Origin of the sequence: Streptomyces sp. NPDC006430, assembly GCF_040612395.1 — a bacterium.
Taxonomy (GTDB): Bacteria; Actinomycetota; Actinomycetes; order Streptomycetales; family Streptomycetaceae; genus Streptomyces.
Genome location: NZ_JBEXQA010000008.1, coordinates 68,155 through 86,763, shown reverse-complemented (window position 1 = coordinate 86,763; position 18,609 = coordinate 68,155). Strand labels below are relative to the sequence as shown.

At 70.6% G+C, this 18,609-nt stretch carries 14 protein-coding genes; 6 read left to right on the top strand and 8 right to left on the bottom strand.

Annotated features, from left to right (window positions below; all coding sequences use genetic code 11):
* Positions 1 to 31: 31 nt before the first annotated feature.
* Entirely contained in the window at positions 32 to 1,519 is a 1,488-nt protein-coding gene (locus ABZZ20_RS14740; RefSeq protein WP_356869785.1) for a maltokinase, read from the top strand.
* Positions 1,516 to 3,801 (top strand): 1,4-alpha-glucan branching enzyme, encoded by a 2,286-nt coding sequence (glgB, locus tag ABZZ20_RS14735; RefSeq protein WP_356869784.1) that lies wholly within the window; start codon positions 1,516 to 1,518, stop codon positions 3,799 to 3,801. Before ABZZ20_RS14740 ends, glgB begins: the two co-directional genes overlap by 4 nt.
* Here the strand turns inward: glgB and trxA are convergent.
* Together trxA and ABZZ20_RS14725 are read right to left on the bottom strand one after the other, a co-directional pair.
* Positions 3,791 to 4,150 carry a thioredoxin gene (gene trxA, locus ABZZ20_RS14730; RefSeq protein ID WP_356869783.1) on the bottom strand — a complete coding sequence of 120 codons (360 nt, stop codon included), beginning with the start codon at positions 4,148 to 4,150 and terminating at the stop codon, positions 3,791 to 3,793. The genes glgB and trxA overlap by 11 nt on opposite strands.
* A 36-nt stretch (positions 4,151 to 4,186) precedes the next feature.
* Positions 4,187 to 4,579, bottom strand: a complete 393-nt coding sequence (locus tag ABZZ20_RS14725; protein WP_356869782.1) for a MerR family transcriptional regulator — start codon at positions 4,577 to 4,579, stop codon at positions 4,187 to 4,189.
* 346 nt (positions 4,580 to 4,925) lie between these two features.
* Between ABZZ20_RS14725 and ABZZ20_RS14720 the strand changes: the two genes are divergently transcribed.
* Entirely contained in the window at positions 4,926 to 5,618 is a 693-nt protein-coding gene (locus ABZZ20_RS14720; protein ID WP_356869781.1) for a helix-turn-helix transcriptional regulator, read from the top strand.
* A gap of 153 nt (positions 5,619 to 5,771) precedes the next feature.
* On the opposite strand, the gene ABZZ20_RS14715 is transcribed toward ABZZ20_RS14720, so the two are convergent.
* Positions 5,772 to 7,790 carry a hypothetical protein gene (locus tag ABZZ20_RS14715; RefSeq protein ID WP_356869780.1) on the bottom strand — a complete coding sequence of 673 codons (2,019 nt, stop codon included), beginning with the start codon at positions 7,788 to 7,790 and terminating at the stop codon, positions 5,772 to 5,774.
* A gap of 347 nt (positions 7,791 to 8,137) precedes the next feature.
* Positions 8,138 to 9,163, bottom strand: coding sequence for an ATP-dependent 6-phosphofructokinase (locus ABZZ20_RS14710; RefSeq protein WP_356869779.1), 1,026 nt, complete (start codon positions 9,161 to 9,163; stop codon positions 8,138 to 8,140).
* 295 nt (positions 9,164 to 9,458) lie between these two features.
* Here ABZZ20_RS14710 and pta point away from each other — a divergent pair, with 295 nt between their 5' ends.
* The 3 genes from pta to pyk all read left to right on the top strand — a co-directional run bounded on the left by pta (position 9,459) and on the right by pyk (position 14,369).
* Positions 9,459 to 11,549, top strand: a complete 2,091-nt coding sequence (gene pta, locus ABZZ20_RS14705) for a phosphate acetyltransferase (protein ID WP_356869778.1) — start codon at positions 9,459 to 9,461, stop codon at positions 11,547 to 11,549.
* Between the two features lie 109 nt (positions 11,550 to 11,658).
* Entirely contained in the window at positions 11,659 to 12,876 is a 1,218-nt protein-coding gene (locus ABZZ20_RS14700; protein WP_356869777.1) for an acetate kinase, read from the top strand.
* Between the two features lie 62 nt (positions 12,877 to 12,938).
* Positions 12,939 to 14,369 (top strand): pyruvate kinase, encoded by a 1,431-nt coding sequence (gene pyk / locus ABZZ20_RS14695; RefSeq protein ID WP_356869776.1) that lies wholly within the window; start codon positions 12,939 to 12,941, stop codon positions 14,367 to 14,369.
* A 121-nt stretch (positions 14,370 to 14,490) separates the two neighbouring features.
* Here pyk and ABZZ20_RS14690 read toward each other — a convergent pair whose 3' ends face one another.
* The 4 genes from ABZZ20_RS14690 to ABZZ20_RS14675 all read right to left on the bottom strand — a co-directional run bounded on the left by ABZZ20_RS14690 (position 14,491) and on the right by ABZZ20_RS14675 (position 18,123).
* Positions 14,491 to 15,147: a hypothetical protein gene (locus ABZZ20_RS14690; protein ID WP_356869775.1), complete on the bottom strand. Its 657-nt coding sequence runs from the start codon at positions 15,145 to 15,147 to the stop codon at positions 14,491 to 14,493.
* 374 nt (positions 15,148 to 15,521) lie between these two features.
* Complete coding sequence (locus ABZZ20_RS14685) at positions 15,522 to 16,805, bottom strand: hypothetical protein (RefSeq protein ID WP_356869774.1); 1,284 nt, start codon at positions 16,803 to 16,805, stop codon at positions 15,522 to 15,524.
* Positions 16,795 to 17,373, bottom strand: a complete 579-nt coding sequence (locus ABZZ20_RS14680) for a DUF6114 domain-containing protein (RefSeq protein ID WP_356869773.1) — start codon at positions 17,371 to 17,373, stop codon at positions 16,795 to 16,797. Before ABZZ20_RS14680 ends, ABZZ20_RS14685 begins: the two co-directional genes overlap by 11 nt.
* A 111-nt stretch (positions 17,374 to 17,484) precedes the next feature.
* Positions 17,485 to 18,123: a DUF6230 family protein gene (locus tag ABZZ20_RS14675; protein WP_352214385.1), complete on the bottom strand. Its 639-nt coding sequence runs from the start codon at positions 18,121 to 18,123 to the stop codon at positions 17,485 to 17,487.
* Positions 18,124 to 18,609 lie beyond the last annotated feature (486 nt).

Sequence of the window (18,609 nt, the reverse complement as noted above, 5' to 3'; positions counted from 1 at the left end):
CTGTGACGGCCCGGGGAAAGGACGCGACGCCATGTCGGAGGCTGCATCCGCCCGGAGCCGCCAGGGCAGCCTGGCCGCGGTCCCGCTCGGACCGCTCGAACCCATGCTGCGGGCCTGGCTGCCGAAACAGCGCTGGTTCGCAGGCAAGGGGCGCGCCATCACCCGGCTGCGCCTGGTCTCGGCCGTCGAGCTACTGCCGCCCGGGGTCACCCCCGGGCTGCTACACCTGCTCGTCGGCGTGGACGCCGCCGACGGCAGTGCGGACTGCTACCAGTTGCTGCTCGGGGTCCGCCCCGCACCGCTACCGCCCGCCCTGGCGCCCGCGCTGATCGGGCACGCCGAACAGGGCCCGTACGCCGGCCATGCCGTGTACGAGGGACTGGGCGACCCGCGGCTCGCGGCGCTGCTGCTGGAACGGTTGCGCACCCCCGGCAGCCACGGCCCGCTCCGCTTCGACCGGGACCCGGCCGTGCTGATCCCGACCGAGTCCACGCCCCGGCCGCTGTCCGGGGAACAGACCAACTCCTCGCTGATCTACGGGGATTCGTACATCTTGAAGGTGTTCCGCCGGGTCGGCCCCGGGGTCAACCCGGACCTGGAACTGCCCAGAGCACTGGCCAGTGCCGGGTGCGCCCGGGTCCCCGCCCCGGTCGCCTGGTACGAGGCCGAACTACCCGGATCCGATTCGGTGACCCTGGGCGTGCTCCAGCCCTACCTGCGCGGCTCCGACGACGGCTGGCAGCTCGCGCTGCGCCGGCTGGGCGCCGGGGCGGACTTCACCGCCGAGGCGCACGCACTGGGCCGGGCCACCGCCGAGGTGCACAGCGCGCTCGCCGCGGCCCTGCCCACCGTGGCGCTGGGCCCGGAGCAGACCGCCCGGCTGGCCGCCGGGATGACGGCCCGGCTCGCCGCCACGGCCCGGGAGGTACCCGCGCTGCGACCCTACGAGGCCGGGCTGCGGGGGGCCTTCGACGCCCTGGCCGCCTCCCGCGGGGCCGGCGTGCCCGCCCAGCGGATCCACGGGGACCTGCACCTGGGCCAGACCCTGCGCACCGCCGACGGCAGCTGGGCGCTGATCGACTTCGAGGGCGAGCCGGCCCGGCCGCTGGCCGACCGCCGGCGCCCCGAACCCGCCGTGCGCGACGTGGCCGGGATGCTGCGCTCGTTCGACTACGCGGCCCGCTCCCACCGTCCGTTCGCCCCCGCCTGGGCGGACGCCTGCCGGGCCGCCTTCTGCGAGGGCTACGCCCGCACCACCGGCCGGGACCCGCGCGAGGACCCCGTCCTGCTGCGCGCGTACGAGACCGACAAGGCGGTCTACGAGGCCCGTTACGAGTCCCGCCACCGCCCCGACTGGATGCACGTCCCCATGGCGGCCATCCGCCGCCTGTCCGAACGGGAGCGCCCCTCCCACCGGGCAGGGCACCGCACGGCACCTCCCCCCGCACCGCCCACCGCGCCCGCCACGGGCACCACCCCCCAACCCCATTCGAAGCCCCCGAGGAGGCCGCTCGCGTGAGCGCCGCACGACAGCCGTCACCGACCGTCCGCGACGAAGCCGCAACCGCCCCGGAGCCCGTTCGAAAAGCGCGTGCCCCGCGGGCCCGCAAGGCCGCCCCGCCGCACGGGGGGCGGCCGGCCCCCGCACTCGGCGCCGAGGAACGGTCCCGGCTGCTGGAGGGCCGCCACCACGACCCGCACGCGGTGCTGGGCGCCCGGGCCCAGCGGGGCGGGGTGACCTTCCGCGTGCTGCGCCCGTACGCCAAGGCGGTCACGGTCGTCGCCAAGGGGCTACGGGCCGAGCTCTTCGACGACGGCGACGGACTGTTCTCGGGCCTGCTGCCGCTGACCGGGGTGCCGGACTACCGGCTGCTGGTGACGTACGAGAGCGACGAGATCGAGGTGCACGATCCGTACCGGTTCCTGCCCGCGCTCGGCGAACTGGACCTCCACCTGATCGGCGAGGGCCGGCACGAGGAGCTGTGGACGGCGCTCGGCGCCCGCCCCATGGAGCACCAGGGCGTGGCGGGCACGCGGTTCACGGTGTGGGCGCCGAACGCCCAAGGGGTGCGGGTCATGGGGGATTTCGCGTACTGGGACTCGGTTGCCTACCCGATGCGCTCGCTGGGCGCCTCCGGCGTGTGGGAGCTGTTCCTGCCGGGCGTGGGCGAGGGGACGCTCTACAAGTACGACATCACGCGCCCGGACGGCAGCCACACGGTGCGGGCCGACCCGATGGCCCAGTACGCGGAAGTCCCGCCGGCCAACGCCTCGGTGGTCACGGCGTCCCGGTACGTGTGGCAGGACGCCGAGTGGATGGCGCAGCGCGGGGCCCGCCCGGCGCACCAGGCCCCCTTCTCGGTGTACGAACTGCACCTGGCTTCCTGGCGGCCGGGGCTCTCGTACCGGCAGCTGGCCGAGCAGCTCCCCCCGTACGTGAAGGAGCTGGGCTTCACGCACGTGGAGCTGATGCCGGTGGCCGAGCACCCCTTCGGCGGCTCGTGGGGGTACCAGGTCACCGGGTTCTACGCGCCCACCTCGCGGATGGGCACCCCGGACGACTTCCGCATGCTGGTGGACGCGCTGCACCGGGCCGGGATCGGGGTGATCGTCGACTGGGTACCCGCACACTTCCCGCGCGACGACTGGGCCCTCGCGGAGTTCGACGGGCGACCGCTGTACGAACACCACGACCCGCGGCGGGCCGCGCACCCGGACTGGGGGACGCTGGAGTTCGACTACGGCCGCAAGGAGGTCCGCAACTTCCTCGTCGCCAACGCCGTGTACTGGTGCCAGGAGTTCCACGTGGACGGGCTGCGGGTGGACGCGGTGGCCTCGATGCTCTACCTGGACTACTCGCGCAACGAGGGCGAGTGGGCGCCGAACGAGCACGGCGGGCGGGAGAACTTCGATGCGGTGGCCCTGCTCCAGGAGATGAACGCGACGGTGTACCGGCGCTGTCCGGGCGTGGTGACGATCGCGGAGGAGTCCACGGCCTGGGATGGCGTGACCCGACCGACGGACGCGGGCGGGCTCGGCTTCGGGCTGAAGTGGAACATGGGCTGGATGCACGACACCCTGCAGTACGTGGGGAAGGATTCGGTGCACCGCAAGTACCACCACCACGACATGACCTTCGCCATGGTCTACGCGTACAGCGAGAACTACGTGCTGCCGATCTCGCACGACGAGGTGGTGCACGGCAAGCGCTCGCTGGTGTCGAAGATGCCCGGGGACTGGTGGCAGCAGCGGGCCGCGCACCGCGCGTACCTGGGCTTCATGTGGGCCCACCCCGGCAAGCAACTGCTCTTCATGGGACAGGAGTTCGCCCAGGGTTCGGAGTGGTCGGAGGGGTACGGGCCGGACTGGTGGCTACTGGACTCCTCGTACGCGGCTGCCGGTGACCACCAGGGGGTGCGCGACCTGGTGCGCGACCTAAACCGCACCTACGCGGCGACGCCCGCGCTCTGGGAGCGGGACTCGGTGCCGGAGGGCTTCGCGTGGGTGGAGGCGGACGCGGCGGACGACAACGTCTTCGCGTTCCTGCGCTACGCCCAGGACGGCTCCCCGCTGCTGTGCGTGTCGAACTTCTCGCCGGTGGTGCGGCACGGCTACCAGGTCGGCGTCCCGGAGGAGGTGCCGTGGTGGCGGGAGGTCCTCAACACGGACCTGGAGCAGTACGGCGGCAGCGGCGTGCGCCACCTCCAGCCCCTGCGGCCCGAGCCCGTGCCCGCGCAGGGCCGTCCGACGAGCCTGCGCATGACGCTCCCGCCCCTGGCGACGATCTGGCTCAGGCCGTAGTCGTGGTCACCTGCGCGAGCTGCTCCTCCAGCTCCTGGAGCAGCTTGCGCTTGGCACGCGCCCCGACCATCTGTTGGACGGGCTCGCCGTCACGGAACACGAGCAGGGTCGGCATGGACAGCACGCCGTACCGGACGACGGTGGCGGGGTTGCTGTCCGCGTCGATCTGCACGACCTTGAGGCGGTCGGCCTCCTCGGCGGCGACGGCGGACAGGACGGGCGCGAGCTGCCGGCAGGGCCCGCACCAGTCGGCGGTGAACTCCACGAGGACGGGCCGACCTCGTTCGCCGAGCACCTCCGTCTCGAAGTCCCGATCGGTCACCTCGGCAACGCCCTTTGCGTGGATCATCTCTTCCCCTCTCGTTCTCACGGTCCGGTTCTGCGCTCACCCGGTCATTTCGCAGCGCGGGGACGCGGCCTCTCCGGCGGCCTCCTCCGCGGCGGCGAGCTGCCGCGCGACCTGCTCCCGTACGTCGGCCAGCTGGCCGATCAGCCCGTCGAGCTCGGCGAGCTTGCGCCGGTAGACGGCCAGCGAGGCGGGACAGGAGTCCCCGGCGGGATGGCCGGCGCGCAGGCAGTCGACGAACGGACGGGTCTCTTCCAGCTCGAAGCCGAAGTCCTGGAGCATGCGGATCTGGCGCAGCAGGCGCAGGTCGTCCTCGTCGTACGTGCGGTAGCCGTTGCCGGCCCGGCGCGCGGGCAGCAGCCCGCGCGACTCGTAGTACCGCAGGGTCCGCGTGCTGGTGCCGGCCCGCTCCGCCAGTTCGCCGATGCGCATGCCCCGACCGTAATCCTTGACGCCGACGTCAAGGCAACGGATGGGGCGGAGCGGGGTGGGGCCCTCGCCACCCCCGTACGCGAGGGCCCCGACAAGGATCACGCACGGGAGGTATGGCTGGTTCAGGACGGGTGGGGAAGAACCGTGAAGATCGCGCGGAGGGGTACCGCAACGGAGGCCCGGAACCGTAGGCTTCGAAATGGATCTAGAAATTGATCGAGAAATGATCCGATTACCGGACGGTCGCTGAGAAAACCGACCAAAGCGATGAACTCCATAGGACTTTCCTACGAGTTCTGCACTTGTTTGAACGGTCTGTAGTCGCCATGCCCCGGCCGCTCCTACGGTGTGCCCTGTGCACTCCAGCCCTCCCTTCAATGCCCCCGCCGCGCGTCGCCTCCGCGCAGCCCTGGGCATGGCTCCCGGTCATGTCGCCTATGGCCTGCGTGCCCAGTACGGACTGATCGTCGAGCCCGAGACCGTGATGGCCTGGGAACGCGGCGAGATATCGCCCAGCTCCGCCGAGCTCACGGCGCTCGCCGGCGTGCTCTGGTGCGCGCCCGGCGAACTGCTCGCCGAACCCGTCACCCTGCGGGAGCACCGGATGGCCCGGGGCCTGGCCGCGGACGAGCTGGCCCGGCGGATCGGGCTGGAAACGAACGCGTACCAGAAGATGGAGGACACCGGGCGCTGGAAGGGCAACGAACGGCAGTCCGTCGCCCTCGCCCAGGCACTCGGGCTGACGCTGGCCCAGTTCGTGGCGGCGGCCGGCAAGCAGGAGGAGCTCGCCGATCTCCTGCGCAGCGCGGTGACCACGCGGTGGCAGGCGTACGTGAAGCCGCTGGCCAAACTGCTGCCGGTACCCAAGCAGCACCTGGAACCGGTACTGGAGCGGCTGCACGCGGACTACCAGTCCACGATGGTGGCCACCCTGAGCTGGGGCGGCGCCTCGGGCGAGGCCGGGACCGGCGACACGGGCCGGGAGTTCCTCGCGACGATCGTGGACCGCTTCTGGTCCCTCGCGGGCGGCGCCCGCTAAGCGGTCTCAGGGAAGTGGGGTGCGTTTCCGCGTCGTTCGGTGCGTGCTCTCGGCGTGGGGGCGTGCCTCACTTCCCCGAGCCCGCTTAGTGCTGTGACCGGAAGGTTTGCCGGTGGGCCCTTCCGGTCACAGCACTGGCCAAGACGTCGGCGGCTAGTTCAGTGGTGCGTGCACTACGGTCGCGGCGCTCCCCGCGGCGGCGAGTTCCCGCTGCAGCCGGTCGGCCGTCGCCCGGTCGCCCACCAGGACCTTCGGCGGGGCGGGGCAGGAGGCGATCGCGACCTTCAGGTGGTCCAGCGACGCCTGGTACTGCTTCTCGTCGACCGAGACGGGGCCGCCGATCTTGACGTAGAAGACCTCGTAGAGTCCGACCATGGTGCCCGCCCGGTGCGTGAGGATCTGGGCGAGGAAGGTGGACTTCAGGTTCAGGTACGACTCGTTGCCGTAGAGGGCGATCACCGGCGCGTCGACGCCCTCCAGGTCGCGCCGGACGAGGACGTTCGCCGGCGGACCCATGTCGCTCTTGCCCTCGCCCCTGGCCCACTTGACCATCGTGTTGTCGTACCAGGCCGAGGGACGGCTCCAGCCCGAGGGCACTCCCCACTGGACGTGGCCGAACAGGCTGAGCGCGGCGGCGCTCGCCAGGACCGAGCGCAGCAGCACGTCGGCCCGCCGGCGCAGCACGGAGCCCGCCGTCCGTACGGCCGGCTGGAACATCAGCCCGACCAGGCCCACGGAGATCAGCGCGATCACCAGGCCCGCGGCAGCCAGCTTCTCGAAGTAGTACGAGTAGTAGCCGATGGTGTGCTTCTGCCAGGCTCCGAAGACCCCGATCACCGCGGTCGCGCCCACGACCAGGGCCAGGACCATCTGCCCGGTGCCCGTACGACGGTTCACCGGCAGGGACGCGGCCACCAGGGCCAGCAGCCCGCAGCCGATGAACACCGGGCGGTCGGGGATGACCATGGGGCCGGCGAGGTTCGAGGTCTTGGCGACGTCCAGCTTGGTCAGGACGGAGAAGACGCTGGGCAGTGCGGCGATCACGGTGGCGCCCGCGAGCGCACCGATGACCAGGCGGCGGCGCGGGGCGAAGCGCCGTCGGTGGACGACCAGGACCGCGGCCAACGCGATGCCGACGAGGGCGCCGTAGAGGTTGTAGACGAAGGTCACGGCGATCAGCCCGGCTGCGGCGACCAGGACGAACTCGGCCCGGCCCATCGCGGGGCGCACGAGCAGGGCCAGGGCGACGGCTAGGAAGAGCAGCCCGATGGTCTCGGAGTCGAAGCCCTTCTCGATCAGCTGCACCATCGAACCGGACATCATCACCGCCACCACGGTCGCGCAGACGGCTGCCGCCCGCCAGCCGCGCAGGCGCGGGCCGCCGATCCAGCGGGCGGCCCAGACGAGTGCGCCGCAGAACAGCGCGTAGGCAGCCATGACGTACAGCAGGTAGCGGCTGGTCATATCGACGGCGGGGCCGCCGTCGGTCGAGGACTTCACCAGGACGTCGATCCAGACCAGCAGGAAGTGGGAGCCCTGCGGGTAGACGGCCTCGGCCGGGGTCATCATGTACGCCTTGGCGGCCTCCTGGTGGAGGAAGGCGTAGCCGCCCACGTGGTGGATGCCGTCGAAGTACGAGAAGTGCCCGAGCCGGTCCTCGGAGGTGACGAAGTAGGCCAGTCGGTCGACGGCCGACTTGCCGGCCACCGGGTGGTGGACGTAGTGCCAGACCACGGCCACGGTGGCGAGCACCACGGAGTCCGAGCCGCGCACGCGCAGCGGGATGTGGGGTCTGCGGCCGGCGAGCCAGCCGCAGACGGACACGACGCTCAGCAGGACGCCCGCCCCGGGGACGGGGGCCAGCCCCCACGGCCAGACGGAGAAGAGCAGCCCGAAGGCCATCACCGCGCCGCAGAGGACGAAAGTCGCCACCACGAGGCGGTCGAGCAGTCCGCCGCCCACGCGGAGCAAGGCGGCTATCGACAGCACCAGGACGGGGATCAGCACCACATCGAGGTGGAGCGCGTGGAGGAGGAGCGGCAGGGCCCAGGACAGGGCCAGGGCGGCGCCGAGGACGGTCCAGCGTCTCGCGCCTCCGGCCGGAGCCTCCGCCTGGGGGGTCGGCCGCGTCTCGGCGGGATTGCTTTTCACAACGGCAGAGCGGGTCGCCACGGGAGACGGGCACCTTCCATCGAGCGCTCGGAACGGGATGACGGGGCCCGGACGTCACGGTCCGGTCTGTCCTCGCGACTCAGCCGCTCAACCCCGACTCGGGATCATAACGGTCGAGGTCCCGAGCCCGGCAGAAAGCCCCCGAGAACGGTCTCCGGGGGTGGACTGCCCCCTGTGTCACGGCGACCGGCCTGATCTGCACGACCGCCGTGGTGATGTCGTCGGCCCTTCGACCTCTCGGTCTTCCGTCTTTCGGTCTTCCGTCTTTTCGACTTTCGGTCTTTCGGCCTGCGGGATTCGGGCCGGAGGGTCCGCCCGCGAGGGGCGGAGGTCCCGGACCGGGCCGGTCAGAAGACCGACTCGGCCTCGTCCATGCGGTCCTTCGGGACGGTCTTCAGCTCGGTGACCGCGTCGGCCAGCGGGGCCATCACGACGTCGGTGCCCCGCAGGGCGGTCATCTTGCCGAATTCGCCGCGGTGCACGGCCTCCACGGCGTGCCAGCCGAAGCGGGTGGCCAGGACGCGGTCGTACGCGGTGGGGGTGCCGCCGCGCTGGACGTGGCCGAGGATGACCGGACGGGCCTCCTTGCCCAGGCGTCGCTCCAGCTCGACCGCGAGCCGGTTGCCGATGCCGGCGAAGCGCTCGTGGCCGTACTGGTCGATCGCGCCCTTCTCGTACGGCATGGAGCCCTCGGCCGGGTGGGCCCCCTCAGCCACGCAGATGACGGCGAACTTCTTACCCCGGGAGAACCGTTCCTCCACCATCTTGACCAGGTCGCCCACCTCGAAGGGACGCTCCGGCAGGCAGATCCCGTGGGCGCCACCGGCCATCCCGGACTCCAGGGCGATCCAGCCCGCGTGCCGGCCCATGACCTCCACGACCATCACGCGCTGGTGCGATTCGGCGGTGGTCTTGAGTCGGTCGATGGCTTCGGTGGCGACCATGACGGCGGTGTCGAAGCCGAAGGTGCGGTCGGTCGTGGAGATGTCGTTGTCGATGGTCTTCGGAACGCCGACGACGGGCATCCCGGCGTCCGACAGCATCCGGGCGGCGGTCAGGGTGCCCTCGCCGCCGATCGGGATGAGCGCGTCGATGCCGTACCGCGTCGCCAGTTCCTGCGCGTTCTCGGCGGCTTCGTGCAGCCGAGCGCGCTCCATGCGGGCCGAGCCGAGAATGGTGCCGCCGCGGGCGAGGATGCCGCTGACGGCATTGATGTCGAGGGGGCGGAAGTGGCCGTCGAGGAGGCCCTTGAAGCCGTCCTCGAAGCCGATGACCTCGTCCCCGTGCCCGACCAGGGCACGGTGTACGACCGACCGGATGACAGCGTTCAGTCCCGGGCAGTCGCCGCCTGCGGTGAGAACTCCGATGCGCATCGTGCTGTGTCTCCTGCTCCTGGTCGTACCGGGCCGTACGCGTGCGGGCGGACAGCCGTACATCTGAAGGGCGTCTTGGTGAAGCGTGTCCGATTGTTCCACGGGCCGCCCGCGCGACGCGTCTCGCGGCGCTCGGACGACCGGGCCCTTCGGCCCTCCTGAACAGGCCCTTTTCGGCGGGCGCCCTATCTGCCCACCGGGGTATTGTCAAGAGGTCAAGCCCACCCTAACGGGGAAATACTCCTCGTAGATCCGCCCGCCGGCCCGGCGGGGCGACCATGGACGGAGAGCACGCGTGACGCGCAGCGTGTACGTGACCGGCATCGAGCGGGGGGACGGCCGGCAGGTCGTCGAGCTGGGGATCATGGAGCTGCTGACCCGCCAGACGGCGAGGGTGGGCGTCTACCGCCCGCTGCTCCACGACGGACCCGACCGGCTGTTCGACCTCCTCAAGGCCCGGTACCGGATCGACCAGGACGCCGCGACCGCCTACGGCATGGAGTACCACGAGGCCTCCGCGATCCTGGCCGAGAAGGGCACCGACGAGCTCGTCTCCCAGCTGGTGGACAGCTACCACCGCGTCGCCCGCGACTACGAGGTCATGCTCGTCCTGGGCACCGACTACGCCGACACGAACCTTCCCGACGAGCTGGCACTCAACGCCCGCCTCGCCAACGAGCTGGGCGCGGTCGTCATCCCCGTCGTCGGTGGCACCAAGCGCCCCGCCGAGTCCGTCCGCGCCGAGACCCGCAACGCCTACCGCGCGTACGAGAGCCTGGGCTGCCATGTCGTCGCGATGATGGTCAACCGGGTGGCCGCCGAGGACCGCGACCTCATAGCCGAGCGACTGGCCGCCCGGCTCCCCGTGCCCTGCTACGTGCTGCCGGACGACAAGTCGCTCTCCGCCCCGACCGTCGCCCAGATCACCCGGGCGCTCGGCGGCGAGGTGCTCCTCGGCGACGACGCCGGGCTGGCCCGCGACGCGCTGGACTTCGTCTTCGGCGGCGCCATGCTGCCGAACTTCCTGAACGCCCTGACCCCCGGCTGCCTGGTCGTCACCCCCGGGGACCGCTCCGACCTGGTCATCGGGGCGCTGGCCGCGCACGCCTCCGGGACGCCGCCGATCGCCGGTGTGCTGCTGACCCTGAACGAACGCCCTGGCCCGGACATCCTGACGCTGGCCTCGAAGCTGGCGCCGGGCACCCCGGTCGTCTCCGTGGCCGGGAACAGCTTCCCGACGGCCGCCGAACTGTTCTCCCTGCAGAGCAGGTTGAACTCCGCGACCCCGCGCAAGCTGGAGACCGCGCTCGGCCTGTTCGAACGGCACGTCGACACCGTCGAACTGCGCGGCCTGCTGTCGGTGGCCCGGTCCGAGCGCGTCACGCCGATGATGTTCGAGCACGAGCTGTTGGAGCGGGCCCGCTCCGATCGCCGCCGCGTGGTACTGCCCGAGGGCACCGAGGAACGCGTGCTGCGCGCCGCGGACGTGGTGCTGCGCCGCGGGGTGTGCGACCTGACCCTGCTGGGCGACGAGCAGGTGATCCTGAAGAAGGCCGGCGACCTGGGCATCGACATCTCCTCCGCCCAGCTCATCGACCCGGCGACCTCCCCGCTGCGGGAACGCTTCGCCGAGTTCTACGCCCTGGCCCGCGCCAACAAGGGCATGACCGTCGAGCTGGCGGGCGACGTGGTCACCGACGCCAACTACTTCGGCACGCTGATGGTCCAGGAGGGCCTGGCCGACGGCATGGTCTCCGGATCGGTGCACTCCACCGCCGCGACCATCCGCCCCGCCTTCGAGATCATCAAGACCAAGCCCGACGCCTCCATCGTCTCCTCGGTCTTCTTCATGTGCCTGGCCGACCAGGTCCTCGTCTACGGCGACTGCGCGGTCAATCCGGACCCGAACGCCGAGCAGCTCGCCGACATCGCCATTCAATCCGCGGCCACCGCCGCCGCCTTCGGCGTCGAGCCGCGGATCGCGATGCTCTCGTACTCGACCGGTACCTCCGGCAGCGGTGCGGACGTGGACAAGGTCCGCAAGGCCACCGAGATCGTCCGCTCGCAGCGCCCCGACCTGGCCATCGAGGGCCCGATCCAGTACGACGCCGCCGTCGAGCCCTCGGTCGCCGCGACCAAGCTGCCGGGCTCCGCGGTGGCCGGCCACGCGAGCGTGCTGATCTTCCCGGACCTCAACACCGGCAACAACACCTACAAGGCCGTGCAGCGCTCGGCGGGCGCCATCGCGGTCGGCCCGGTGCTCCAGGGCCTGCGCAAGCCGGTCAACGACCTCTCGCGCGGCGCGCTCGTACAGGACATCGTCACCACCGTGGCGATCACCGCGATCCAGGCGCAGGGCACCCCCGTGTCGGCCCCCACCGCCTGACCACCCCCCGCCGAGCCCCCCCATCCCGCTCTCGCCCCGTCCCCGTCCCCGTCCCCGCTCTCGCTCCGCCCCGCCCGCCCCGCCCCGCCCCGAACGGAAGACCTCCACCGTGACCACCGCATCGCGCGTACTCGTCCTCAACTCCGGCTCCTCGTCGGTGAAGTACCAGCTGCTCGACATGGCGGACTCCGCCCGCCTCGCCGTCGGTCTCGTGGAGCGCATCGGCGAGAAGACCTCGCGGCTCGTGCACGAGCCGCGAGGCGGTGCGGGCGCCGAGGGCGGCAAGCGGGAGCGGCTCGGGCCGATCGCCGACCACGCGGCGGCGCTCACGGCGGTCGCGGCGGAACTCGCCGCCGACGGGCTGGGCCTGGACTCCCCCGAACTGGCCGCCGTCGGACACCGGGTGGTGCACGGCGGAACCCGGTTCACGCAACCAACGGTGATCGACGACGAGGTCCTGGCGGAGATCCGGAACCTGATCCCCCTCGCCCCGCTGCACAACCCGGCGAACGTGACCGGCATCGAGGTGGCGCGCTCGCTGCGCTCGGACATCCCGCAGGTGGCCGTCTTCGACACGGCCTTCCACTCGACGATGCCGGAGCACGTGGCGCGGTACGCGATCGACGCCGCGACGGCGGAGAAGTACGCCGTCCGGCGGTACGGCTTCCACGGCACCTCCCACGCGTACGTCTCCCGGGCCACGGCCGCACTGCTCGGCAGGCCGGTGGAGGACGTGAACGTGATCGTGCTGCACCTGGGCAACGGCGCGTCGGCCTCGGCGGTGCGGGGCGGGGTGTGCGTGGAGACGTCCATGGGCCTGACCCCATTGGAGGGCCTGGTCATGGGCACCCGGTCGGGCGACCTGGACCCGGCGGTCGTCTTCCACCTGGCGCGGGTGGGGGGCCTCTCGATAGATGAGATCGATTCGCTCCTGAACAAGAAGAGCGGTCTGCTGGGCCTGTGCGGCGACAACGACATGCGCGAGGTACTGCGGCGGGCGGGCGAGGGCGACGAGTCGGCGCGCCTCGCCTTCGCGGCGTACGTCCACCGCTTGAAGAAGTACATCGGCGCCTATGTGGCGGTGCTCGGCCGGGTGGACGCGGTGGCGTTCACGGCGGGGGTCGGCGAGAACGCGCATCAGGTCCGCGAAGCTGCCGTCGACGGCCTCGCGGAACTGGGGCTCGTGCTGGACCCGGAGGCCAACGCCGTGCGCTCGGCGGAGCCGCGGTTGGTGTCGCCGGACCACGCACGGGTGGCCGTGGCCGTGGTCCCGACCGATGAGGAACTGGAGATCGCCACCCAGGCGTACGCACTGGTTACCCGCTAGTCACTTGGACTTTCCGCCAGACGGAATATTCCGCTACGAAACAAACGGATAGGATCCGCTCCATGCGCCGTTCCAAAATCGTCTGCACGCTGGGCCCCGCCGTCGACTCGTATGAGCAGCTGAAAGCGCTCATCGAGGCAGGTATGAACGTGGCCCGATTCAACTTCAGCCACGGATCCCAGGCAGAACACCAGGAGCGGTACGACCGCGTCCGGAAGGTCTCCGAGGACACCGGGCGCGCCGTCGGCGTCCTCGCCGACCTCCAAGGCCCGAAGATCCGACTGGAAACCTTCGCCGAGGGCCCCGTCGAGCTGGTGCGCGGTGACGAGTTCACCATCACCACCGAGGACGTCCCGGGTGACAAGTCCATCTGCGGCACCACCTACAAGGGCCTGCCGGGCGACGTCGCCAAGGGTGACCAGATCCTGATCAACGACGGCAACGTCGAACTGCGGGTGACCGAGGTCGAGGGCCCCCGGGTCAAGACCATCGTCATCGAGGGCGGTGTCATCTCGGACCACAAGGGCATCAACCTGCCGGGTGCCGCCGTGAACGTCCCCGCCCTGTCGGAGAAGGACGTCGACGACCTCCGCTTCGCCCTGCGGATGGGCTGCGACATGGTCGCCCTGTCCTTCGTCCGCGACGCCAACGACGTCAAGGACGTCCACAAGGTCATGGACGAGGAGGGCCGCCGGGTCCCCGTCATCGCCAAGGTGGAGAAGCCGCAGGCCGTCGAGAACATGGCGGCCGTGGTCGACGCCTTCGACGCGGTCATGGTGGCCCGTGGCGACCTCGCCGTCGAGTACCCGCTCGAAAAGGTCCCGATGGTCCAGAAGCGGCTCATCGAGATGTGCCGCCGCAACGCCAAGCCGGTGATCGTCGCGACCCAGATGATGGAGTCGATGATCACCAACTCCCGCCCGACGCGCGCGGAGGCGTCCGACGTCGCCAACGCGATCCTCGACGGCGCGGACGCGGTCATGCTGTCGGCCGAGTCCTCGGTCGGCGCCTACCCAATCGAGACCGTGAAGACGATGTCGAAGATCGTCGCGGCGGCTGAGGAGGAGCTCCTGTCCAAGGGCCTCCAGCCGCTCGTCCCGGGCAAGAAGCCCCGTACCCAGGGCGGCTCCGTCGCCCGCGCGGCCTGCGAGATCGCGGACTTCCTCGACGGCAAGGCGCTCATCGCCTTCACCCAGTCCGGCGACACGGCCCGCCGCCTGTCGCGCTACCGCGCCACGCAGCAGATCCTGGCCTTCACCACGGACGTCAACACCCGCAACCAGCTCACGCTGAGCTGGGGCGTCGACGCGTACGTCGTCCCGCACGTGGACACCACCGACGCGATGGTCGACCTGGTGGACGGCGAGCTGCTCAAGCTCAACCGCTACAACCAGGGCGACACCATGATCATCACCGCCGGCTCGCCCCCCGGCGTCCCCGGCACCACCAACATGGTCCGCGTCCACCACCTGGGCGGCGGCGCGCGCGACTGACTCCCGGCTACCGCCGGGAGGTGCCCCAGCCGCACCGCCTGAACTCTGCCGCACAGAGACCGAGGGCGGCACCCCGATCCCGACAGGGATCCGGGGTGCCGCCCTCGGGTTTTCCGGCTGCTCAGCCGAGATCAGGCCGGACGTTGAAATCGCCGTCCTCGACGAGCGCCCTCTCCAGACCCAGCGGCTCCGCGAGCGCGTGGTATCCCGCGACGCGCGTGGGGCCGATCGGCACGAAGTAGGACTTGAGTACGCGCAGCAGCAGCCGGAAGCCGAGATCCGGATCGACGTCGGCGACGACCCGCCGCAGCGCCGGAACCACATCGGGCACCGCGGCATAGGCGTGCCCTGCCGTGGCCGACTCCAGGTCCTGGGCCACCGACGCGATCTCGCTCAGCACCGCTTCCGTCAGCCCGCGAGCCGGCGGCAGATCCAGCGGGACGGGTGCGTCCCCGACGTTCCAGGTGATGCGGTACTCGGCGATCTCCTCGATCCAGGTGAGCCACTGGCGTCCCTCGATCCCGCAGGCTTCCAGGTCGAAGTCCCGGGACGTCCCGGCCTGCCACAGCGCGGATAGCTCCGGGCCGGACAGGTCCGAAGCCAGCAGCCGCTTGGTGTCATCCAGCAGCTGATGGGCGAACGCGCCGTCCTCACGTTCCGCAAACCACCCCACGTGGGCCAGAGCGATGGACATCCTGTTCGTCCGGGGATAGTGCAACGTTTTCATCAGGCCGCTGAGCCCGATGTCCGAGCCGAGCCGGCGAGGAACCTGCTTCACCCATGTGTCCTTTACTTCGGGTAGGTCGTGTACACGACGTACCCGTCCTGATGCGTTCCCCCGCCGCGACAGCGGCCAGCACCAGGCCGATCGTACAGATCACCGTCCGGCGCAGTGAGCGTTCATGGTTGCAGCATCGAGTTGTGGGTCCCCTCGGAGTCACGAGCGCGGGCGGGCAACAGGCACACCGAGAACTCGGACTTCCCCCCTGAGACACCCGACGCGCCGCGCCGATGGCAGCGGCATGGTCACGCTAACTCCGCCATCAATTCACATTAAGCCAGGCCGCTTGTCAGGCAAATGTGGATGAACCGCCCCACTTTTTTAGGGGACGGTTCATCCACGGCACCGGCTGGTTCGCCTGCCCAGGAGCCCTACTCCGGCGGGCCGATGTAGTTCTTGAGGCCCGGGACGGTGAGCGTGCCGCCGAACTGGCCGGCCTGGACGACCTTGACGTTCGTGAAGAACGCGAACGGGACGTTCAGTGGCGGAGGGCTGTTCGGGGTGAACTCGATCGGGATCAGGCCGAAGAGGTTCCCCTTGAGGCTCTCGGTGTACATCGTCACCGTGCCGCCGCGGATCTTGGAGGTGGAGCCCGGACGGGACTTCAGGTGAGCGACGTTCCCCTCCTTGCCGACCGTCTGGTACAGGTCCTTGATGTCCAGCGAGTCCGCCGTGAACTTCAGGACCTTCTTGGTCTTGCCGCCGGCCGTCTTCACCTCGACGATGCCGTGGTAGTCCAGGCCGTAGAGGGTCAGCAACGAGCTGTCGAGATACCAGGGCTCGTCCGGCAGGAGCGGGATGCCCGGCTCCAGTTCGGCGTCAGCGAGTGCCTTGGCGTCGTAGGTCGGGCAGGGGAAGGGTTCCTTCCCGTCCGCGTCCTTCGTCTCCTCGGGCTTGGGCTTGTCCGCGTCCGCCGCCTTGCCCGTCTCGTCCTTCGGCTTCGTCGCGGTGTCCTTGACGTCCTGCGGCAGCTCCGCGACGTCGACCCCGGCCTTCTTCGCCGCATTGCGGATCGCGTCCGCGGAAGGGTCCGGAGCGGGCTTCGCCGGCGGCGTGGGCGTGGGCGCGGTGGTGGACGGCGCAGGGGTCGGGGTGGCCGACGGCTGCGCGCCCACGAGGGGCTTGGTGATGCCGCCGACGAGATCCTTGAGCGCGTCACCGACGCCCAACGGGTCCAGCGGGTTCGAGGTCTTGGACGCGGACGGCGTGGTGGTCGGAGCGGCCGGGGTCGACGGGGTCGTCTGCTTGGAGACGGTGGACCCTGCGGACGTGCTGGTGGACGGCTTCGGGGCCGGCGGGGTGACGCCGGGCTTCGGGGCCGTGGACGCACCGGGCGAGGGAGTCGCGGTGGGCGACGAACTCGGCGAGGGCGACGTGGAAGGGCTCGGAGAGGCCGACTCCGCGGGTGCGTCGGACCGTGTCACACACGGGCCGGGCGCGAAGGGGATCTCCTGGTCGTCGGCCATGGCGAGCTTCGGCGCCATGCCCATCCCGACGAACACCGCCGTCGGCATGGCCGCCAGCGCCATCGTCTTGCCGACGGGTATCTGGATCTTGTTCAGCAGCGACTTCCGGGGAGCGGCGTGCCGCGGTCCCCGTCGTTCACGGGATTCTGCGCCCGGGGCCACGCCCGGCTGCGTCTCGTCACCCCGCACTGTTCCTCCCGCCATCGGCGTGGGCAGTCGTCTCGCTCGCGTATGCCGTTTCGGTCTCGCGGGGGGCCGGCATGGCCTGGGGGCCGCCCACCATCGCCTCCGCCTTGCTCGTGTCACCGGCCGGGGTGGCCATCTCGTCTGCCGGAGCCTCGTTCGCCTGCCGTCCCGGGACCCAGGCGAGCGCGAGGGCGCCGCCGAGCAGCGCGGGGACAAAGCCCAGCCCGAAGCCGCCGAGGTTGGAGACTGGCAGTGACACCAGGGCCAGCAGGATCGAGGCGACGCCGGCGAAGACCCGGATCGCCTCCTGGAACCAGAGGGCGAGCCCCAGCGTGATCAGCAGGATCCCGATGATCAGCGCGCCCGCGCCGCCGGTGGTGGCCATCGCGAGGCTGAGGTTGCCGAGCCTGAGGTCCGCGTAAGGGAAATAGGCGATCGGGAAGCCGCTGAAGAGGGTGAACAGCCCGGCCCAGAAAGGACGGCGGCCGCGCCAGGCGTAGAAGCGGTACCACACCATGGTCAGCCAGGCGTCGTCTTCGGCGCGAACGTAAACCGGGGCCTGGGGGTTCATAGACAACAGCTCCCTGGAAACGGTGGTACGGAAATCAGTGGAGCCCGGACGGGCGGACGGAAGCGGCTGCTGCCGGCGCCGCCCGCCCCTCCGGTCACACTCCGGGACGAATTAGTTCTCGTCCTGGTAGCACGGCTGGTCGCCGCCCATGAGGCGCAGCTTGAGGTCGGGCAGCTTGAAGGTGCCCGCCGTCGTCGCCCACGCCTTCTGGCGCACGTTCGTCAGAATCGCCTTGTCGGCGCGCTGGGAGAACGCGTAGGGGCTCGCGACCGTACCGGCCTGCGGCTTGGTCTTGTGGCTCGCGTCGCCCACGGCGACACCGATGTCCAGGTTCTTGAACTCGGCGTCGGTGTCGAGCTCCGCAACATCCAGGTAGATGTTGTCGGCGACGGCCGGCTTGCCCTTGTGGCCCGTACGCAGCTGGAGCGTGATGTTGCCCAGCGGGGTCGGGGTCACCAGCGACTGGCACATGTTGGTGATCTCGGCGTGGCTGAACCCGGAGATGGTGACCGGGTGGTGCGCAGCGTTGCCCTTGAGGTCGTGCCCCTCGGCGATACCGCCGTACTGAATGAGGTTGTCACCGTCGAGCTTGTCGGCCGAGACCTTGAAGTCCTGGCCGGAGACGCTGAAGGACGCCGCGAGGGCACCCTGCGCCAGACCCACACCGACCGCGGCGGTGGCCGCGATGCTCGGCACCATGACGAGCGCGAAGCGCTTCCATCTGGTTCCGCCACGAACCTGAGAACTCATTTTGTTCCTCCTTCTCGGACGTACATCTCCGGTCCGGGCCGTACCCGTCCTGGGATGGGAGAAGTGCTACGTCCTCGGGAAGGAGCGCAGGCGGTCGAGCCGCGGCAGAGCCGCGTCCGGTACACCGGCGTTCACCCCCGAGCGACAACCACTGGGTCACGCGTTCGCGCAACCAGGAGGACAGGCTCCGCCGGTGTGGCGAAGACCCCCCTGTCCCTCGGCCGGTGCCACTGCCACCGGCCGGCCCGGTGGGGACCCTCCACCGCGGCTCCGGATGAGCGGCTCTGCGGGAAGGACCGAGCGTCGCCGATCGTGGTCCATTCCCGGCCGGGGCACAAGGGGGTTCGTTACTGGCGGGTAACGGCCGGATAACCAGGGCTCGACCCGGCGCCATCGGGCAGCAACGCAGGGTGTCACCCTGGGCCACGACAGAATGGGGGATTCACGAACACACCGGACAGTTCACGGGGTTCCACTTACTGCGAG

Bases quoted from the DNA above. Each gene is read 5' to 3' on its own strand.
- ABZZ20_RS14740 (WP_356869785.1), top strand. From the start codon at position 32: ATGTCGGAGGCTGCATCCGCCCGGAGCCGCCAGGGCAGCCTGGCCGCG.
- trxA (WP_356869783.1), bottom strand. From the start codon at position 4,150: ATGATCCACGCAAAGGGCGTTGCCGAGGTGACCGATCGGGACTTCGAG.
- ABZZ20_RS14725 (WP_356869782.1), bottom strand. From the start codon at position 4,579: ATGCGCATCGGCGAACTGGCGGAGCGGGCCGGCACCAGCACGCGGACC.
- ABZZ20_RS14710 (WP_356869779.1), bottom strand. From the start codon at position 9,163: ATGCGCATCGGAGTTCTCACCGCAGGCGGCGACTGCCCGGGACTGAAC.
- pyk (WP_356869776.1), top strand. From the start codon at position 12,939: ATGCGCCGTTCCAAAATCGTCTGCACGCTGGGCCCCGCCGTCGACTCG.
- ABZZ20_RS14680 (WP_356869773.1), bottom strand. From the start codon at position 17,373: ATGAACCCCCAGGCCCCGGTTTACGTTCGCGCCGAAGACGACGCCTGG.
- ABZZ20_RS14675 (WP_352214385.1), bottom strand. From the start codon at position 18,123: ATGAGTTCTCAGGTTCGTGGCGGAACCAGATGGAAGCGCTTCGCGCTC.